The 16,938-nt window shown below is 72.4% G+C and carries 13 protein-coding genes; 5 read left to right on the top strand and 8 right to left on the bottom strand.

The window, feature by feature from the left end:
• The first annotated feature begins 313 nt into the window (after positions 1-313).
• The gene (locus AB0O91_RS26940) at positions 314-1,597 is read left to right on the top strand and encodes a hypothetical protein (protein WP_363437950.1); all 1,284 of its coding nucleotides are present in this window, start codon (positions 314-316) and stop codon (positions 1,595-1,597) included.
• Between the two features lie 96 nt (positions 1,598-1,693).
• Here the strand turns inward: AB0O91_RS26940 and AB0O91_RS26935 are convergent, their stop codons facing one another.
• From AB0O91_RS26935 to AB0O91_RS26910, 6 genes are all read right to left on the bottom strand, one after another.
• Positions 1,694-2,599, bottom strand: a complete 906-nt coding sequence (locus tag AB0O91_RS26935; protein ID WP_363437947.1) for an alpha/beta hydrolase — start codon at positions 2,597-2,599, stop codon at positions 1,694-1,696.
• Complete coding sequence (locus AB0O91_RS26930; protein ID WP_363437944.1) at positions 2,596-3,684, bottom strand: branched-chain amino acid ABC transporter permease; 1,089 nt, start codon at positions 3,682-3,684, stop codon at positions 2,596-2,598. The genes AB0O91_RS26935 and AB0O91_RS26930 overlap by 4 nt, the downstream gene beginning before the upstream one ends.
• Before the next feature lie 248 nt (positions 3,685-3,932).
• The gene (locus AB0O91_RS26925) at positions 3,933-4,799 is read right to left on the bottom strand and encodes a branched-chain amino acid ABC transporter permease (protein WP_363437941.1); all 867 of its coding nucleotides are present in this window, start codon (positions 4,797-4,799) and stop codon (positions 3,933-3,935) included.
• Complete coding sequence (locus AB0O91_RS26920; protein ID WP_363437939.1) at positions 4,799-5,602, bottom strand: ABC transporter ATP-binding protein; 804 nt, start codon at positions 5,600-5,602, stop codon at positions 4,799-4,801. The genes AB0O91_RS26925 and AB0O91_RS26920 overlap by 1 nt, the downstream gene beginning before the upstream one ends.
• Before the next feature lie 110 nt (positions 5,603-5,712).
• Entirely contained in the window at positions 5,713-6,510 is a 798-nt protein-coding gene (locus tag AB0O91_RS26915) for an ABC transporter ATP-binding protein (RefSeq protein WP_363437936.1), read from the bottom strand.
• 5 nt (positions 6,511-6,515) lie between these two features.
• Positions 6,516-7,790, bottom strand: a complete 1,275-nt coding sequence (locus AB0O91_RS26910; RefSeq protein WP_363437933.1) for a substrate-binding domain-containing protein — start codon at positions 7,788-7,790, stop codon at positions 6,516-6,518.
• A 437-nt stretch (positions 7,791-8,227) separates the two neighbouring features.
• Between AB0O91_RS26910 and AB0O91_RS26905 the strand changes: the two genes are divergently transcribed.
• From AB0O91_RS26905 to AB0O91_RS26890, 4 genes are all read left to right on the top strand, one after another.
• Positions 8,228-8,989 (top strand): CoA transferase subunit A, encoded by a 762-nt coding sequence (locus AB0O91_RS26905; protein WP_363437930.1) that lies wholly within the window; start codon positions 8,228-8,230, stop codon positions 8,987-8,989.
• Positions 8,990-8,993: 4 nt separating this feature from the next.
• On the top strand, positions 8,994-9,746 hold the full coding sequence (locus AB0O91_RS26900) for a 3-oxoacid CoA-transferase subunit B (RefSeq protein ID WP_363437929.1): 753 nt from the start codon (positions 8,994-8,996) through the stop codon (positions 9,744-9,746).
• Between the two features lie 587 nt (positions 9,747-10,333).
• A complete protein-coding gene (locus AB0O91_RS26895) occupies positions 10,334-12,583 on the top strand; it encodes a cellulose synthase catalytic subunit (protein ID WP_363437927.1) in 2,250 nt (749 codons plus the stop codon).
• A gap of 106 nt (positions 12,584-12,689) precedes the next feature.
• On the top strand, positions 12,690-14,549 hold the full coding sequence (locus AB0O91_RS26890) for a galactose oxidase-like domain-containing protein (protein WP_363438103.1): 1,860 nt from the start codon (positions 12,690-12,692) through the stop codon (positions 14,547-14,549).
• Positions 14,550-14,562: 13 nt separating this feature from the next.
• On the opposite strand, the gene AB0O91_RS26885 is transcribed toward AB0O91_RS26890, so the two are convergent.
• Both AB0O91_RS26885 and AB0O91_RS26880 read right to left on the bottom strand, forming a co-directional pair.
• The gene (locus AB0O91_RS26885; RefSeq protein WP_363437925.1) at positions 14,563-15,732 is read right to left on the bottom strand and encodes a glycoside hydrolase family 6 protein; all 1,170 of its coding nucleotides are present in this window, start codon (positions 15,730-15,732) and stop codon (positions 14,563-14,565) included.
• A 213-nt stretch (positions 15,733-15,945) separates the two neighbouring features.
• On the bottom strand, positions 15,946-16,674 hold the full coding sequence (locus AB0O91_RS26880) for a uracil-DNA glycosylase (RefSeq protein ID WP_363437923.1): 729 nt from the start codon (positions 16,672-16,674) through the stop codon (positions 15,946-15,948).
• Between the last annotated feature and the right edge of the window lie 264 nt (positions 16,675-16,938).

Here is a 16,938-nt window from a genome sequence, read left to right as displayed (position 1 = left end):
CAGGAGCACAATTTTCCCTTACGGGCGATGCCCCGTTCCGAGCGCTGACGAACTCTGACCGGACCGGGCGGCGCGGCGGTACCGTACTCCCCTGAAGATGCGCCGTGCGAAGCGTCACAGGACCGCAACAGACGATGAGTCCCTGCAGCCCGACGGGGTACCCGTGGCGTGTTGACTGTCGTCGGGGCCGGGCGACCTTGGAAGCCACTGCGGCGACATGACATGCTAACGGCGGAATATTCATCAATTGCCCGATTTGACCGGTGCGGCCCGAGCCGCCCTCACCACCGGCCGTCGGCACCCAGGGGAGACCATGACCAGCATCTCGCGCAGGACGGTGCTCAGTGCGACCGCCGCGACCGCAGCCCTCGGCGCGGTCACGGCCTGTTCCAGCAGCGGATCCGGTTCCGGGCAGAACTCCACCTCGACCTCCCCCGGTGCCGGCCCCGGCACGGGCACCGGCACCGGCAGTGCCGACCCGACCCAGGCGGTGGTGCCCAAGGGCGCCCCGATCGGGGACGGGTCCAACGCCGACACCGGCCCGCAGCCGAACCAGCCCAAGCCCGAGAAGCTCAAGCCGGGCGAGCGCCCGCCGCAGTTCGTGGTGTTCTCCTGGGACGGCGCGGGCGGCACCGACGACGGCCAGTTCCCCCGCTTCCTGAAGCTGGCGGAGCAGTACAAGGCCACGATGACCTTCTTCCTCTCCGGCATCTACGCCCTGCCCAAGGGCAAGTCGGAGCTGTATCACCCGCCGAAGCACGCGGTCGGCGCGTCCGACATCCCATACCTGTCGGACGGCGCGGTCAAGAGCACCCTCAAGCTGGTCAGCCAGGCCTGGCTGGCCGGGCACGAGATCGGCACCCACTTCAACGGGCACTTCTGCTCCAGCCGCCCGGACAAGAACGGGGTCAACATGTGGACCCCGGAGGACTGGCAGAGCGAGATCGACCAGGCGATCTCCTTCGTCACCCAGTGGCGCACCAACACCGGCTTCACCGACGTCGACCCGCTGCCCTTCGACTACAAGAAGGAGCTCATCGGCGGCCGCACCCCGTGCCTGGAGGGCCAGAAGGCACTGCTGCCGACCATCGCCAAGCTGGGCTGGAAGTACGACGCCAGCTCCGCCGGCGGCCTCCAGATATGGCCGCAGAAGGTGCAAGACGGCAAGGTCTGGGACTTCCCGCTGCAGTCCATCCCCTTCCCCGGGCACTCCTTCCAGGTGCTGTCGATGGACTACAACATCCTCGCCAACCAGTCCAACGGCAGCACCAAGGGCGACCCCGCCAAGTACAACGACTGGCGCACCCAGGCGACCAACTCCTACCTGGCTGGCTTCGACCGCGCCTACAACAGCAACCGCGCGCCGTTCTTCGTCGGCAACCACTTCGAGCAGTGGAACGGCGGCATCTACATGGACGCCGTGGAGGGGGCCCTCAAGGCCATCGCGGGCAAGCCGGAGGTCCGGCTGGTCTCCTTCAGGCAGTTGGTCGAATGGCTGGAGGTGCAGGACCAGTCGACCCTGCGCAAGCTGCGCACGCTCAACGTCGGCCAGGCGCCGTCCGGCGGCTGGGAGAGCTTCCTCGGCGCGGCCGGCTGACCCGGTAGGACCCGGGCGACCGGTGTCACCGCGGGGCCGCCACGGCCGGCGGGGTGTTCGCACCCCGCCGGCCGTGGCCGTTCCACGGGGGTGCCGTCACCCGGCGGCGGGGGCCTCGGCGAGCAGGCCGCGGACGATGCGGTCGGCCCCCGCCTCGCCCCAGAGGATCGAGTAGTGGTTGGTGTCCGGGACGAGCGAGGCCGGTACCCGTTCCCGGTCCAGCCCGGACAGTCCGATCCGCTGGTGGTCGTAGAGGCCCTGCGGCTCGTCGAGCAGACCGCGTTCCGCCCAGAGCAGTTCGGCCGGGCAGGGCAGCCGGTGCACCGCGCCGGCCGCCTCCTGGTCGAGCAGCACCTGGGCGCCGTCGGTCTGAACGGCCTCCAGCACGCAGGAGGAGCGCAGTTCGGGCTCCACGCCGATGAGGTCGCGCTGGGTGTAGGCGTCGATCCCCTCGGCCCAGCCGTCGCCGATGGCCGGGTGGCGCTGCCAGAACTCCCGGTAGGCGGCACGGTCCGGGAAGGTCATCGAGAGCCGGGCCAGTGCGGGGCCGAGCACGGCCGCCAGGGCGTCCTCCTCGCGGACGCCCTCGGGGAGCGGGAAGCTCAGCGCACCGTCCACCAGCAGGACCCGGCGGACGAGTTCGGGGTGCCGGACGGCGGTCAGGGCGGTCACCCAGGCTCCCATCGAGTGGCCGACGACCACGACGGGCCCGGCTCCGAGGGCGGCGATCAGCGCGGCCACGTCGTCGGCGTGCCGGGCCAGCCCGTACGGTCCGGCGAGCGCGCGGCTGGCGCCGCGGCCCCGCAGGTCGGGTGCGAGCAGGGTGGCCCGCCCCGCGAGCCGGCGGGCGACCTCGTACCAGGCGAGGCCGTTGGCGGTGATGCCGTGCACCGCCACGACCGTCGGGGCCTCCGGGCGGTCGGCGGGCCACCGCAGGACGGCCAGGTCCCCACCGGGTACGGGGACGGTCAACTCCTCGGGCTTCAGGGGTGTCTGGCTCACGCGGGGGAACCTCCGGTGGGACGGGCGGTCCGGGCGCCGGCCGGCGGGCGGACCGCGCGGGCGGATCGGGCGGCACGGATGCGAGCGGGCAGTCTAGCCAGGCCGCCCGGCAGCAGGTAGACCACGGCGACGAACAAGGCGCCCAGCAGGAACAGGGGTTGGGAGAGCGGCACGCGCAGCACCGCGGGCAGCCCGGCGACCGTGGTCGAGTTGGCGAGGTCGCCGAGCCGGTGACCGGCCCAGGTGTAGAGCACGCCGCCGAGCAGCGGCCCCCAGCGCGTACCGGAGCCGCCGAGCACCACCATCACCAGCAGCGCCAGTGTGGCGTCCGAGCCGGCGGTCTGCGGGGTGGCACCGCCGGTGAGCAGCAGGTAGACCACCCCGCCCGCCCCGGCGAGCGCACCGGAGAGCACGAAGGCGACCAACTTGTAGCCGTAGGGCCGCAGTCCGAGCACCTCGACCCGGCGCTCGTTCTCCTTGATGCCCTCCCAGACCCGCCCGGTCGGCGAGTTCACGGCCCAGTGGACCGCGGCGACCGTCAGTACCAGGTAGCCGACGGCGATCCAGTAGAGGTTGGCGGTGTTCTCGATCCCGAGCAGGCCGGACGGCAGCAGGTCGGCCGGGGCGGAGCGGCCCTCCTCCCCGCCGGTGATCCCACCGGGGTTGCGCTGGACCAGGATCGCGCCGGCCTGGGCGAAGGCGAGGGTGACCATGGAGAAGCCGATGCCGGTGACCCGCAGGCTCACCGAGCCGAGCAGCAGGGCCAGCAGGACGGTGCAGGCGACGCCGAACACCGCGGCGACGGCGAAGGGGAGCCGCAGTTCCAGCATGCCGAGGTCGGTGGCGTAGAGACCGGTCGCGAAGTAGAGCGCGTGGCCGAAGGAGAGCAGTCCGGTGCGACCGAGCAGGAGGTCGTAGCCGGTGGCGAGGGCCCCGTAGAGCAGGCACAGGGCGATGAGTTGGAGACTTCCGGGGCTGCCGAGCGGGCCGTCGAGCAGTCCCGGGACGGGAAGCGCACTGTATGGGGCGACAAGGAGCGTGATCAGCAGGGCGATCGGCCACCAGCGTAGCGCTCCGTGCAGCACTGTCCAGCGGCTAGTGACTGAATCACCTGTTCGAGGGATGGCGCCGGGCTCGTCCGTGTGTTCACAATGGGTTCCGGCAAGGCTGGTGTCAGTCCCCCTTGCCATAGTGACGGTGTCGGCGGAGCTGGTGTCAGTCCCCTCTGCTGATATGGCGGTCACGGCAGGGCTGGTGTCAGTCCCCCCTGTCGAGGTGGCGGCGCCGCGGGCGGCCGCGGGGCCACCGGTGCTCGTGATCGGGGTTTCGGCGCTCACGCGAGCCTCCCGGTGAGTCCACGGGGTCGGACGAGAAGCAGCACGGCGAGCAGCACGACGACCGAGAGGTCGCCGAGCCCGGCGCCGGTGTAGTAGTTGGCGAACTGCTGGACGAGGCCGACGCCGACCGAGGCGGCGGCGGCCCCGGTCACGGAGCCCATGCCACCCATCACCACGACGACGAACGCGAAGATGAGCAGGCCGGTCCCCTGGCCGGGATTGACCGAACCGAAGTAGAGGCCGCCGAGGGCACCACCGAGGGCGGCGGCCGCCCCGCCGATGGCGAAGACCAGGGTGAAGGCCCGTCGGACGTCGATCCCGAGCGCCGTGACCATCGCCCGGTCCTCGACGCCGGCCCGGACGATCAGCCCGTAGCGGGTACGGGCGAGGAACAACCGAAGAGTGAGCAGGAGCAGCGCGGCGGCGGCCACGAGCACGAAGCGGTTGACCGGGACGGTCGCACCGAGCACGTGCCAGGTGCCGGCCAGCAGGGCCGGCTGGGGGAAGGGGCGGGCGTCCGCGCCCCAGATCCCCATGAGGAGGGCGGGTACGGCGAGCCCGACCCCGACGGTGGCGAGGATCTGGTCGCGCGGCCGGCTGTAGAGCGGCCGGATCAGGAACAGCTCCAGCAGGACGGCGGCGGCCGTCCCGAGCAGGGTGCCGAAGGGCACCGCGAGCCAGAAGGGGAAGCCGGCTTCCGCGCCGGCCCACCAGGTCGCGTAGGCGCCGATCGAGAGCAGGGCGCCGTGCGCGAAGTTGAGCACATCCATCAGACCGAAGATCAACGAGAGTCCGGAGGCAACCAAGAAGTACAGCGCACCAAGACCGAGACCGGTACAGGAAAGGAGAACGACGGTGTCCATCAGGGCTTCACCTCCGTGGTGACGACCGGGGCGGCGGCCGAGGGAGCGGCGGCAGACCGGGCCCCGCCCGCGAGCGGGTGCCGGGAGCCGACACCGAGCAGGCGGCGGGCGGCCTCCTCGTCGGCCAACAGCTCGGCGGTATCGCCACGGTGGGCGGTCCGGCCGTCTGCCAGGACGGCGCAGGTGCCGGCCAGGCGGCGGACGAGCGCGAGGTTCTGCTCGACCAGGAGAACGGGCACGGCCTCGGCTGCTCGCGCCAGGACCTCGGCCACCTCGGCGACGATCTTCGGTGCCAGGCCCTTGGTCGGCTCGTCGGCGATGATCAGCCGGTTCCGGTTGAGCAGTGTCCGGCCGATCGCCACCATCTGCTGCTGACCGCCGGAGAGCGTTCCGGCCAGCTGACCTGCTCGTTGCTTGAGTTCGGGAAAGAGCTCATGGACGAGCGCGTAGTTCGGCCCATCGGTCCCGGCACCGGCACCGGCACCGGCACCGGCACCGGCCCTACCGGCGCTCCCCGGACCGCCCCCGACCCGGGCTCCGCGCTCGGCGAGCCGAAGGTTCTCGGCGACCGTCAGGCCGGCGAAGATCCCGCGGTCCTCGGGCGCGTAGCCGATGCCATGACGAACCACCAGATGCGTAGGGAGGGAGGAGAGCTCCACACCGGAGAACCGAATGCTTCCGGTGCGCGGAACCAGGCCCATGAGGGCCTTCACGGTGGTGGTCTTGCCCGCGCCGTTGCGGCCCAGCAGTGCGGTGACCCCGGCGGGGGCCACATCGAGGTCGACACCGTGGAGGATGTGCAACCCGTCGATGACCACCCGCAGATCACGGACGGAGAGGAGGGGATCGGCGCCACAGGAGCGCGTGGAAGGCGGCTGCAGCGAGGGGAGCGGAGAGGAGAACGAAGAGGAGGTCACAACGCCTCACCCAGGTAGGCCTGTTGCACGGTCGGGTCGGCCATCACGGCCTCGGGGGTGTCCAGGGCGAGCAGGGTGCCGTGGTGCATCACCGCCAGGCGGTCGGCCAGACCGAGCAGGACGTCCATGTGGTGCTCGACCATCAGGACGGTACGGCCGAGTTCACGGTGCACGGAACGGATCAGTGCGGTGAGGGCCGGCACCTCCTCCGCGCTGACCCCGGCCATCGGCTCGTCCAGCAGGATCAGCCTCGGGTCGGAGACGAGCAGGACGGCGAGTTCCAGCTTGCGCTTCTCGCCGTGCGAGAGCGCTCCGGCCAAGGTGTCGGCGCGGTGGGTGAGTTCGGTGCGGTGCAGGGTGTCGGCCACCTGCTCCGCATGGCGGTCGGCGCGGCGCCAGAGGCGGTACGAGGCGCCCGGCCCGGCCGCCGCCTGGGCGGCCAGCCGGACGTGGTCGGCAACCGTCATCCCCGGCCAGAGGGAGGAGGTCTGGAAGGTCCGGCCGAGCCCACGGCGTGCCCTGGCGTGCACGGCCTCGGCGGTGATGTCCGTGCCGTCGAGGTGGAGGCTGCCGCGGGTCGCCGGGTAGATGCCGGAGATCAGGTTGAAGAGGGAGGTCTTGCCGGCCCCGTTGGGCCCGATGAAGGCGATGAACTCGCCTTCGCCGACCGAGCAGGAGACGTCCTCGACGATCGGCACACCACGGACGGACCAGCCGAGCCCGTCCAGCCGCAGCACCGGGGAGGAGGAACCGGACGGCGTGACGCGAGGAGAGGAAGCAGCGGGAACGGGCATCGGGGTCAGCCCGCCATCGGGGTGACCGGGGGCGCCACCTCGTCCGCGGTCAGGGCCTTCTCCACCGAGGGCTTGGCGGCGGCCCCGGTGCCGGTCAGCCGGACCTGGAACATCGGCTGGAGCAGGGCGTGGTCCTCGGCGCGGACCGTGGTCCGACCCTTCACCCCGTCGAAGCTCCAGCCCTCCAGCGCCTTGACCAGGGCGGACGTGTCCTCGGTGGAGCCGTGCTCGGCCTCGACGGCGTGCACGATCAGCTGGGCGGCGGTGAAGCCGTCCGGGGTGAAGATGTCGGGCCTGCCGCCCGCCGCGGTGACGGCCTCGGTCATGGCCTTCTCCGCCGGAGTGCCGGCGGCGCCGTCGAAGTAGTGGTCCAGGAAGGAGATCTTCTCGCCGGCCGGGCCGAACAGCGGGTAGGAGGCGGCCAGGTCCAGGCCGGTGACGACCCTGGTGTCGGCGAACACGTCCTGTTGGTTGAGCGCGGTCCAGAGGGCGGACGCCGTGTCGCCGGCCCAGGCGACGAACAGCAGGTCGGGTTTGGCGGTCTTGGCCTGGGTGGCGAAGGGGGTCAGGTCGGTGGCGCTCGGCGGGGCGAGCACCTGGTCCACCGTCGCCCCCTGGGCGCCGAGCACGGCCTTCACCGCGGCCACATTGGCCTGCCCGAAGGCACTGTCCTGGGCGAGCACGGTGACCTTCCTGCCCTTGGCGTCCCCGATGAACGAGGCCGCGGTCCTGATGTCCTGGTAGGACTGGCGACCGGAGCGGAAGGTGTACCTGTTCAAGCCGGTGACCTTGTCGGCGGCGGCCGGGCCGCTGATGAAGAGCACCTTGTTCTGGGCCGCGATCGGGCCGACCTGGAGCGCGACACCGGACGCGGTGGAGCCGGCCAGCACCTTGTAGCCCTTGCCGATCAGGTCCTTGGCCGCGGACACCGCCTTCGCCGGGTCACCCGCGTCGTCCTGCTCCTCGAACTCGATCCGGTGCCCGTCGACCTCGCCCGAGCCCTTGGTCGCGTAGCTCAGGCCGGCCTTGAAGCCGTCCAGGTACTGCTTGCCGTAGGCGGCCAGCGGCCCGGTCCTGGAGTACACCAGGCCGACCTTGACCGGGGCCTTGGCGCCACCGCCGCCCGCCGCGGCCGTCCCGGCGGTGCCCGCCTCGGCGCAGCCCGCGGCGAGCAGGAGGCAGGCCGCCACGGCGGCCAGCCTCCGGGTCGGGCCACCGGCCAGGGGCCGGCCCGGGCGGGTTCCGGAGGCGGTCCTGGTGGGGACTGTCGTGCTGCGCATGGTGACCGACTCCTGAGGGTGCGGCGGGGTGGATGCCGGAACCGTAGGTGTGCGGTGGGTCCCGCGACATGTGCCCGGTCGACGTAGCAGCCCGCCGTGATGTGGCTCCGGTCGCCATACCGCCGCCCGGGCGCCGCGTTCCGGATGTCCGGATGTGGCCTGTCGACACGGGTCCGCCCCCGGCCATGGCGGTGCCCGCCATGGCCGCGGAAGCCCGGACCCGGCGACGGTGGAGACGGCGCGACGACGGCGGAGACCGCCCACCGCAGTGGAAGCCGCCCGCTGACGGCGGTGGATGCCGCCCGGCGACGGCGGGAGCTGCCCGGAGCAGCCCCGGAACCGCACGGCACCGCACGAGCGGCCGCCACGGCCGGGAGCCGCGCCGCCCCGGGACGCGCCGCGTCCCGTCCCCACCCACACCCCCATGAGGTGATCCCTTGGACAAGGTCCTGGACTCCCCCGCCGCCGCGGTCGCGGACGTCCCCGACGGAGCGGTCCTGGCCGTCGGCGGCTTCGGCCTCTGCGGCATCCCCAGCACCCTGATCGGCGCCCTGGTGGACACCGGCACCACCGGGCTGCGCGTGGTGTCGAACAACTGCGGGGTGGACGACTGGGGGCTGGGCCTGTTGCTGCGGGCGGGCCGGATCGCCCGGATGACCTCCTCCTACGTCGGTGAGAACAAGGAGTTCGCCCGGCAGTACCTCACCGGGGAGTTGGAGGTGGAGCTGACCCCGCAGGGCACGTTGGCCGAGCGGTTGCGGGCCGGCGGCGCCGGCATCCCGGCGTTCTTCACCCCGGCCGGTGTCGGCACCCAGGTCGAGGAGGGCGGGCTGCCCTGGCGGTACGCGGCGGACGGCTCGGTGGCGCTGGCCTCACCGCCCAAGGAGGCACGGGAGTTCGGCGGTCGCCGGTACCTCCTGGAGGAGGCGATCACGGCGGACTTCGCCCTGGTCCGGGCGGAGGTGGCGGACCGGCACGGCAACTGCGTGTTCCACGCGGCCGCCCGCAACTTCAACCCGCTCTGCGCCACGGCCGGTCGGGTCACGCTGGTCGAGGCGGACCGGATCGTCGAGCCGGGCGAGCTGACCCCGGACGCGGTGCACCTGCCCGGGGTGTACGTCGACCGGGTGGTGGCCGCCGAGCCGGCCGACCGCCGCATCGAGCGCCGAACCGTCCGTCCCGCCCGACAGGAGGCCTGAACCGATGTCCACCGCGACCACCGCCCACGACACGGCCACCCCGCTCGATCCGCGCGACACCCCACCGGTCCCGCGCGACACCCCACCGGATCCGCGCGACACCCCACCGGATCCGCGCGACGCCGTGGCCGCCCGCAACGCGCTGGCCGCCCGCGCCGCCCGGGAGTTGCGCGACGGACAGTACGTGAACCTGGGCATCGGCCTGCCCACCCTGATCCCCGGCCACCTCCCGCCCGGCGTCCAGGTGGTGCTGCACTCGGAGAACGGCATCCTCGGCGTGGGCCCGTACCCGGTGGAGGGCACCGAGCACCCGGACCTGGTCAACGCGGGCAAGGAGACGGTGACGGTCGCCCCCGGGGCCTCGTACTTCGACTCCGCCTTCTCCTTCGGCATGATCCGGACCGGCCGGATCGACGTCTCGGTGCTCGGGGCGATGCAGGTGTCGGCCGCCGGGGACCTCGCGAACTGGATGATCCCCGGCCGGATGGTCAAGGGCATGGGCGGGGCGATGGACCTGGTGCACGGCGCCCGTCGGCTGATCGTGGTGATGGAGCACACGGCGCGGGACGGCTCTCCCAAGATCGTCCGGGAGCTCTCGCTCCCCGCGACCGGTCGGCGGGTGGTGGACCGGATCGTCACCGATCTGGCCGTCGTCGACGTGACCCCGGAGGGACTGCGCCTCGTGGAGACGGCCCCGGGAGTGAGCCCCGCCGAGGTGCGGGCGGCGACCGGCGCCGACCTGCTGCCGGCCCGCTGAGAAGCACCCCCGCGCCCGGCCGCCCCGGCACCCGACCACCCACGCCTCAGCACCCGACCACTCACCGCCCCGCCACCCGACCGCCACCCGCCCCATCGGCCGACGGCCGGACCGCCTCCGGGAGACAACTCCCCCGGGCGGTCCGGCCGTTCGCTTGCCCACGATGGCATCCGCCAACCATCACAGTGCCGAATTCCCCGCATTAGCACCATCGCAAGCCATCGTGGCCAGGAACCGTAGTATCTTCACGCCTGGGCGGTGATCGTCGGTGGGAATGGTTGCGATCAGCGTTACGCTCCGGGAGAGTTGAGCAAGCCAAGGATCCTGCCGCACCCGGAGGGGAAGCTGGATAGCGCACCGGGATCCCGCATTCGAAGCCGCCGTGCAGGCCTACGACCGAACCGGTCGCACACACATCGTGCGCCGGGCTTCACGCGTTGGATTCCCACGGCCGGAACGCGTGTCGGACACCCCGGAAACCGTGGGACGGCCCGCAGTTCACCGGGACGCGTTCCGGCCGGGCGGCTCCGGGGCGAGGCGGGCAAAGCCGAGCACAGTACGCCGCCATACTCCGGGGGGAGCACGCCATGACCATTCCGTCCTCGCGACGAGAGGACGCCGGCACGGCCCGGCCGGACCGGGAGCGAGGCCAGGGCCTGGGCCAGGACCGGGGCCGGAGTCAAGACCGGGACCGGGACCGGGAGGACGACCAGGGCGGCCGCCGGAGCCGCCGCCGGGATCCCGGGCGACTCGACGAGGCCGCGCTGCGCGACCTGCCGGTCCCCGAAGCCCCGTACGACTACGGCCACTTCAGCCGTCTGGCCGGTCCGGCGGTCGATCCGGGCGAGGACCGGGAGTTCGGCGGCGGGGTCTACCGTGCGGAGCCGGGCAGTGCCCGGGAGTCCGCGGGAACGGAGCCGGCCACCCCCTACCGGGTCCAGTACCGCAGCCTGCTGCGCCACGAACCGCACCGGATCCGGGCCGCCCTGCTACTGGTGGCCGCCCCGCTGGTGGAGGCGATCCTGCTGGTCTGGCTGCTGCTGCCGGAGCACTGGCCGGAGCGCCCCGACGAGACCAACGTCCTGGTGCTGCTCGGCGACAAGGTGATGATCGGGATCATCGCCGTGGTCGAGCTGTTCCGGCTGGTCAACGTCGTCTCCAACACCCATGCCACCCTCGTCGCCCGCGACCCGATACCCGTGACGCCGGAGTCCGGCACCCGGGTCGCGTTCCTCACCACCTGCGTGCCGGGCAAGGAGCCGCCGGAGATGGTCCGGGCCACGCTGGTCGCGGCGGGTGCCGTCCGCCACGAAGGGCCGTACGACGTCTGGCTGTTGGACGAGGGAAACGATCCTGCAATGCGGTCCCTCTGCGGCGAGCTGGGCGTCCGCCACTTCAGCCGGGCCGACCGTCCGCACTGGAACCAGCCGAAGGGGCGGTTCCGCGCCGGGACCAAGCACGGCAACTACAACGCCTGGCTCCAGGCCCACGGCGACGACTACGACTTCTGGGTGTCCGTCGACACCGACCACGTACCGCTGCCCGACTTCTGCGAGCGCATGCTCGGCTACTTCCGCGATCCGGACGTGGCATTCGTGGTCGGCCCCCAGGTGTACGGGAACTACCGCAGCTCGGGTTCGGCCGTCACCAAATTCTCCGAGAGCCAGCAGTACCTCTTCCACGCCCTCATCCAACGCGCCGGAAACCGTTACGGCGCACCGATGTTCGTCGGCACCAACAACGCCGTCAGAATCCGCGCGCTCCAGTCGATCGGCGGGTTGTACGACTCCATCACGGAGGACATGGCGACCGGCCTGGAGTTCCACCGGAGCCGGAACCCGGAGACCGGGGAACACTGGAAGTCCGTCTACACGCCGGACGTGCTCGCGGTGGGGGAAGGCCCTTCCTCCTGGACCGACTTCTTCTCCCAGCAACTGCGCTGGAGCCGCGGCACCTACGAGACCCTGCTCACCCAGTACTGGCGGGTGCTCTGGCGGCTCTCGCCCGGCCGGCTGCTCAACTACTCGCTGATGGTGGGCTTCTACCCGATGGCGGCGCTCACCTGGCTGCTCGGCGGCGTGTCCAGCGTGCTCTACCTGGGCTTCGGCGCCTCCGGGGTGCACGTCTCCTCGGAGATCTGGATGATGCTCTACAGCGACGCCGCCGCGCTCCAACTCCTGCTCTACACCTGGAACCGCAAGCACAACGTGAGCCCGCACGAGCCGGCCGGCTCCTCCGGGGTCGCGGGCATGGTGATGTCGGCACTCTGCGGGCCGGTGTACGCGGCCTCGCTGCTCCAGGCGCTGGTGCGCCGTCGCAGCCGCTTCGTGGTGACGCCCAAGGGCCGTTCGGCCAGTACCGACCGGCCGGGCACCTTCCGCTACCACCTGTTCTGGACGCTGGTGTTCGGCGGCGCCGTCGCCGCCTCCTTCCACACCGGCTACGACCACGTCGCGATGCGCACCTGGGCCTGCATCGCGCTGGCCCTGACCGTGCTGCCGCTGCTGATCTCGGCGGGTGACGCCGTCCGCCGGCGGCGCACCCGGCCCACCGCCACCCTCACCGTGACCGGCGGCCCGTCGGCCACCCCGACGGTCGTCCTGGAGAAGCGCCGCCCGCGCCACGCCCGGACCACCACCACGCCGCACGACCCGACGCCCCAGGGCCCGACGCACGAAAGCCCCGCGCACCAGGGCGCGGCGCACGAAAGCCTCGCGCACCAGGGCCCGGCACACGAAGGCCCCGCGCACCCCGGCCCATCGCTCGACAGCCCGACGCTCCAGCTCCGCCTGGCCGGGCCCGAGGACCGCACCGGGAACCGCACGCCCACCCACTGAGCCCGTCCCGCCCGCCACCGAGGGGACCACCACCGTGAAGATCCACAAGACCGGCCGCACCAAGCGCTTCGCCCTCGGCAGCACCGTCGCGCTGACCGTCGCCGGGATGAACGCCCCCGCCGTCCTGGGCTTCGCCAGCGACCAGTACCACCAGTACGTGATCAACCGCCCCGGCTACAAGGCGCAGTACGGCCACTGGCAGACCCTGTCGCTGCCCGCCGAGTTCCGGGTCAACGCCGTCCACGCGACCCTGCTGCGCACCGGCAAGGTGCTCATCGTGGCCGGTTCCGGCAACGACGAGAAGCAGTTCAACGCGGGCACCTTCAAGAGCCTGCTCTGGGACCCGGCGAAGAACACCTACAAGCTGATACCCACCCCCGCCGACATGTTCTGCGGCGGCCACACCTCCCTCCCGGACGGCCGGGTGCTGGTGGCCGGCGGCACCCAGCGGTACGAGAAGCTGGACGGCGCGGTGAAGAAGGCGGCCGGGGTGATGCGGGTGCGCAACGAGAGCCCGGAGCGCGACCGCACCTTCCCCAAGGGGACGGTGTTCGTCGGCCCCAACGGCCGCGAGTACGCCAGCACCGTCCAGGTGACCGTGCCCGCCGCGACCAAGACCGGCTCCGGGAAGCAGACCGTGGTCACCGCGGGCGAGCAGCACGTGTTCGTCGAGGCGGTCGGCGAGGGCGCCGGCTACGTGGCCGACTCCCCCGCCCAGTACCGGATCAAGGGGCTGTCCGGTGCCGACGCCCACAACCTGTACGGGCAGAGCGACAAGCTGAACCTGGACAAGCAGGACTACCAGGGCATCCGCGCCGCCTTCGAGTTCAACCCGGACACCGAGCTCTACGAGCAGGTGACGGACATGGCGCACGCCCGCTGGTACCCGACCCTGACCGGGCTGGGCGACGGCCGGGTGGTCACCGTCTCCGGCCTGGACGACACCGGGCAGATCCTCGACGGCAACGACAACGAGATCTACGACCCGAAGTCCAAGACCTGGTCCAAGGGCCCCGACCACTACTTCCCGACCTACCCGTCGATCTTCCTCACGGCCACCGGCAAGCTCTTCTACTCCGGCTCCAACGCCGGCTACGGGCCCGCCGACAAGGGCCGCGAGCCGGGCGTCTGGGACCTCTCGAACGACGGCTTCCAGCCCGTGCCCGGCCTGCGCGACCCGAACCTGACCGAGACCTCCTCCTCGGTGCTGCTGCCGCCCGCGCAGGCGCAGAAGGTGATGGTGCTCGGCGGCGGCGGGGTGGGCGAGTCCCCGCTGTCCACGGCCCGCACCGACATCGTCGACCTGTCCGTGCCCAAGCCCGCCTTCACCCCGGGCCCGGACCTGCCGGCCGGCGGGACCCGCTACCTCAACAGCGTGATCCTCCCGGACGACACCGTGTTCACCACCGGCGGCTCCAGCGGCTACCGCGGGCGCGGCGACAGCGACCTGCTCAAGGCGCAGGTCTACCACCCTGGCTCCAACAGCTTCAGCACCGCCGCCGAGCCCACCGTCGGCCGCGACTACCACTCCGAGGCGCTGCTGCTGCCGGACGGGCGGGTCGCCGTGCTGGGCTCCAACCCGCTGTTCGCCGACAAGGCCGAGACCCAGCCCGGCGGCTTCGAACAGCGGATCGAGATCTACACCCCGCCGTACCTGTACCACGGCGACCGCCCGGAGGTGACCGCCGCGCCCGCCGCGGCGAAGCTCGGCGGGACCGTCCGGGTCGGCACCGCCCGGCCGGACGCGGTGACCACCGCCAAGCTGATCCGGCCCAGTTCGGTGACCCACGCGACCGACGTCGAGCAGCGCTCGGTCGCCCTCGACATCACCGGCCGCACCGCCGACGGGGTCTCGCTCACCCTCCCGGCCAACCCCAACCTGCTGCCGCCCGGCTGGTACATGCTGTTCCTGACGGACGCCGCGGGCACCCCGTCGGCCGCCCGCTGGATCCAGGTCACCGGCTGACGGGGCCGACCGGTCAGTGCTCCGCAGGCGGCGCCGTCTGCGGGGCCTGCGGGGCCTGCGCCGTCGGCGGAGCCTGGACCGCCTGCGGAGCCTGCGCCCCCGGCAGAGCCCCCTGCGGAGCCGCCTGCGCCAGCCCGAGCGCGTACGGCAACCAGAACTGCCCCGCCCGGGGCTCGCCGCGGCCGCACTCGCCGTCCGACTCGCCCGGGTTCTTGATCCACAGGTAGGCGTCGACCCCCGGCCGCCCGGTCTCGGCGGTCGGCGCCTCGCCGAGCGCCCGGCCGGGCGGGTTGCACCAGGACTCGGCGCCCGCCGAGCCGTTGCCGCTGCGGCTGGTGTCGATGACGAAGTGCTTCCCGCCCAGCGCGGCGGAGAGCCGGTTGCCGTAGGCCACGTTCCGGTCGGTCGGGTAGAAGTTGGCGACGTTCACCGCGAAGCCGTCGGCCGCGGCGATGCCGGACTTGCGCAGCGCGCCGGCCATCTCGTCCGGGTCCTGCGCCCAGCCCGGGTTGCCCGCGTCCAGGTAGACCCGGGCGTTCGGGTTCTTCTTCAACTCCTGGACGGCGAAGGCCAGCAGGCCGTACCGCTCGGCGGCCAGGTCGCCCTTGACCGCACAGGTGTCCAGGGTGTGGGCGACGGCGTCCGGCTCCAGCACCACCCAGGCCTTGCGGTCGCCGAGGGCCTGGGCGACGCCGGTGATCCAGGCCCGGTAGGCGGCCGCATCGGGGGCGCCGCCGGCCGAGTACTGGCCGCAGTCCCGGTGCGGGATGTCGTACGCGACAAAGACGGCCGTCCGACCGGCCTCGGTGGCCCGCCGGCTCACCTGCTCGGCGATCTGCTGGGCGCCCTGTTCGCCGAGCCACTGCGAGGAGGGCTGGCCGGCGATCCGCAGCAGGGTGTCGGCCTCGGCCGAGCGGCCCTGGCCGCGCAGCACCGCGACCTGCTGGGCGGCGTTGGTCCGGTCGGAGACGTAGAAGGCCTGTCCGGGAAGCTGGTTGAGGCCCGGTGTGTCACCCGTCGGCTGCGCGGCGGAGGCCCCGGCACCACCAGAGGCGGCGGCGCCACCGGGGGCGGCGCCCGCCCCACCGCCGTCCGAACCGCTGCAGCCGGAGACCGCCAGCATCGTCAGGCCCGCGAACAGCGCGGCCCACCGAAACGTTCCTGCCCGTCCCACCCCGCGCACGTACCGCTCCTCCGGTCCTCCGGGCCGACTCCCGCCCACCGGACCGGCCCGACGACCGGTCCGCACCAGCTAAGCACACCCGGCCCGGACCGACGGCCCACACCGGTGAACGGCAAGTGGCCGTGGTCGGACGGGAACACGTCCCGTCCGGCCACGGCCACTCGACCCGCCCCCGAGAACGGTCCCGCGGAGGTGGGGTCAGATCAGATCAGGTCAGTCCTGCTTCAGGTTCGGCACCTGCCAGTCGATCGGCTCGCCGCCGAAGCCGTCCAACGCCGTGTTGATCTGGGAGAACGGGCGGCTGCCGAAGAACAGCTTGGCGGACAGCGGCGACGGGTGCGCGCCCTGGACCACCACGTGCTTCTCGGTGTCGATCAGCGGCAGCTTCTTCTTCGCGTAGTTGCCCCACAGCACGAAGACCACCGGCTCCTCGCGCGCACTCACCGCCTTGATCACCGCGTCGGTGAACTTCTCCCAGCCCTTCGCCTTGTGCGAGTTGGCCTCGTGCGCGCGGACCGTGAGCACCGCGTTGAGCAGCAGCACGCCCTGCTCGGCCCAGTGCATCAGGTAGCCGTTGTCCGGGGCGGGGATGCCCAGGTCGGCGTCCAACTCCTTGAAGATGTTGCGCAGCGAGGGCGGCGTCTTCGTCCCGGGCAGCACGGAGAAACTCATGCCGTGGGCCTGGCCGTTGTCGTGGTACGGGTCCTGGCCGAGCACCAGCACCCGGACCTTGTCGTACGGGGTCGCCTCCAGCGCGGCGAACTCCTGGCCGCTCGGTGGGAACACCTCGTGCTCCGCGCGCTGGGCCGCCACGAAGGCCGCCAACTGCGCGAAGTACGGCTGCTCCACCTCGGCGCCCAGCACCTCGCGCCAGGACTCGGGCAGCTCCAGCCCGCCGCCCTCGCCGGCCTCGACCACGCCCGCCTCGACCGTGTCCGTCACGACATCTACCTCCCACACCGCGGCTGCTGCGCCGCCCGCCCTCTTACACCCCGAACGCTACACAGCCCCACCGACAACTCACTCCACGGGCGCCGCCGCAGCGGCGTCCCCGACGCCCGAACCGGCAGGCGCCACAAGCCCGGTGGGCACAGCAGTCACCGCAGGCTCAGCGGGGAACGAGCCCCGCCCCGGCGCGCGGCCGGGGCGGGGCGCGCGACGGCGCCGCAGAGGCTAGGACAGCTGGGCCAGGGGCGCGATTGTCGT

The sequence above is a fragment of the Kitasatospora sp. NPDC089797 genome (assembly GCF_040684795.1).
Taxonomy (GTDB): Bacteria; Actinomycetota; Actinomycetes; order Streptomycetales; family Streptomycetaceae; genus Kitasatospora.
The sequence above is the reverse complement of the archived record's forward strand: the minus strand, read 5'-3'. Positions and strand labels throughout refer to the sequence as shown.